The sequence below is a fragment of the Erythrobacter sp. genome, from assembly GCF_038133525.1.
Classification (GTDB): Bacteria; Pseudomonadota; Alphaproteobacteria; order Sphingomonadales; family Sphingomonadaceae; genus Qipengyuania.
Genome location: NZ_JAYPTL010000078.1, coordinates 1 through 2,066 on the forward strand (window position 1 = coordinate 1; position 2,066 = coordinate 2,066).

Annotated in this window: 3 protein-coding genes and 1 pseudogene; 2 read left to right on the plus strand and 2 right to left on the minus strand. The window is 59.7% G+C overall.

Annotation, left to right across the window (positions count from 1 at the left end):
* Positions 1-569: pseudogene (locus AAFM29_RS15250) on the plus strand (hypothetical protein); the annotation flags it as partial.
* 251 nt (positions 570-820) lie between these two features.
* Positions 821-1,207 (plus strand): hypothetical protein, encoded by a 387-nt coding sequence (locus AAFM29_RS15255; protein ID WP_341713640.1) that lies wholly within the window; start codon positions 821-823, stop codon positions 1,205-1,207.
* A 100-nt stretch (positions 1,208-1,307) separates the two neighbouring features.
* Here AAFM29_RS15255 and AAFM29_RS15260 read toward each other — a convergent pair whose 3' ends face one another.
* Together AAFM29_RS15260 and AAFM29_RS15265 are read right to left on the minus strand one after the other, a co-directional pair.
* Complete coding sequence (locus tag AAFM29_RS15260) at positions 1,308-1,835, minus strand: histidine phosphatase family protein (protein ID WP_341713641.1); 528 nt, start codon at positions 1,833-1,835, stop codon at positions 1,308-1,310.
* The coding region (locus AAFM29_RS15265) for a hypothetical protein (RefSeq protein ID WP_341713642.1) at positions 1,832-2,066 on the minus strand (235 nt) is incomplete at its 5' end. The genes AAFM29_RS15260 and AAFM29_RS15265, both read right to left, overlap by 4 nt.

Here is a 2,066-nt window from a genome sequence, read left to right on the forward strand (position 1 = left end):
TCATACATATCGCCGCCGTCCGCCTCTGGACCAATCAGTTTGTCAACAGGGCCTACGATATCGAGGCGGGCTTCGGTTTGATCTCGATCGGTGCCACGGCGACCTGGAACCTCAATTACAAGACCGACGATTTCTTTGTGAACGGGATCCTGGTTACGCCGGCGTATGATGCAGTCGGCTTCGGCAACTACTTCCGCGACCCTGGAACACTGCCCGAATGGCGCGGCAACGCGTACGTCAACCTCAAGGCGGACGGGCTCAATCTGCGCTACTCGGTGAACTACATCGACAGCGTGTTCGACGAACGCTGCAAGGGCGACCCGTGCTTTGCTATCTCGGGCGTTCCGGCGGGTAGCAATTACGGCAAGAACAGTGGCAGCTACATGCAGCACGATCTGGTGGCAAACTACAGCCTCCCGATCGCTGGCATGGACGTCCAGCTGACTGCGGCGGTGCTGAATATCTTCGATGAAGCACCGGCGGACGCCTATCTCCCGCTCGGCTCAAACCCGTTCATCGGGAATGCCATCGGACGCAATTATCGCCTGGGTATCCGCACCAAGTTCTAACGGACGGGTTCAGGCAAGATACCGGGGGCCCGGCGTTGTGTGACGCCGGGCCCCTTTTTGTACTGTCTGCGCAAATTGTCGCCATTTGGTTTGCACTCGCGTGACCGAGCCCACGGCTTCCATTCCCTCATCATGGAGTAGGTAACCGCTCGATTGGCAAGCGTCCCAAAACCTGTCGCCGGATGAATGTTTGTTGTTGAGATCGAACCATCCATGGCAATGTATGACATCAGCTTTTGGGGACGCGAGACATGGGTGAGTCGCAGTGCTGGGAAGTCGATAGGCTGGCGGCGAGAACGCTATTGGACCGGCTCAAGATTGAGGCCACGCCAGCCACGGTTGAGCAGCTCGAAATCGGTCTGGCCGAGCATCGCAGAAATTCCGAGGTGTGGGTCGCCGGCCGTGTCCAATCTAGGTGTGTGAAAGAACTTGAAGATCGCTCGATGCAAGATTTCACCCGGATGGATGACAACTGGCGCAATGGCTTCATGGCCGCAGAGGAGATCGTAGCAACGCTATCGATTGATGCATTGCTGGATCAACCCCGTGGGGAAGCCCGTTCCAAGGGGGAAGTACTGCGTTCGATGGTGCGTGACGCGCGCAAGCGTTCTGCATTGGTTGAACGTCGCACTCGCTAGGGGTGCAAAAGGCGACTTCCTGACTCAGCGCACCTGCGTACTCGCTAGCCATGCAATCGCAAGTCTGAGTGCCTCGCTCCCAGCAAGTGATTGCGGGAACCTAATATTCGGGGCCTAGCTCCGGATCGAGATCGCGCGGGCGGGCAAAGTGGACCAGCACGCCGCAATCGTCGCGCAGATCGGCCCAATCGTCGATATCGAGTTCGAACACGGCATAGGCGGCCGTCGGGAACTTGACCTTTGCCTCGTCGTAGAGGTCGTTTTCGTTCTTTGGGGCGACCAGTTCGAACAGCATGTCGCCAAGGCCAGGGTTATGGCCGGACAGGAGCACTGCCTTCGCGTCACCACCGGATTCGCGCAGCACGTCCATGATCGTGTCCGTCCCGGCAAGATAGAGCCGCTCGTCCCACTCTGGCTTAAGCGAGGGCACTGCGTCGCGCAGCGTGAGCTTTACCCGTTCCGCCGGACTGGCGATCAACTTGTCCCATTTGATCCCGTGATCGCGGATATGCTCGCCGATCACATGCGCCCCGCGATGGCCGCGATCGTTCAGGCCGCGGTCGAAATCCCGCTTGTCACTATGCCCCCAGTCGGACTTGGCGTGGCGCAGCAGGCCGAGAATTTTCACGAGGGCTGGTTCTCCGTTTGGTCGGGGATGCGGTTCGCTTGCGCCTTTCCAACACCCTGTGCGACGCGCTGTAAAGCCTCTTCGAGTGTCATACGTATGACCGGCGTGCCCGGCGGGAAGGCGGAAAGCAGGCGCGACGGGAAGGCGGGCGAGAGCACGACGAAGTGGCCGGCGTCATCTCGCGTGCGGATCAGGCGCCCGAATGCCTGGGCCAGTCGCGCACGGATGATC

Excerpts from the sequence above, each read along its gene's own strand:
- AAFM29_RS15255 (WP_341713640.1), top strand. The coding sequence starts at position 821 with ATGGGTGAGTCGCAGTGCTGGGAAGTCGATAGGCTGGCGGCGAGAACG.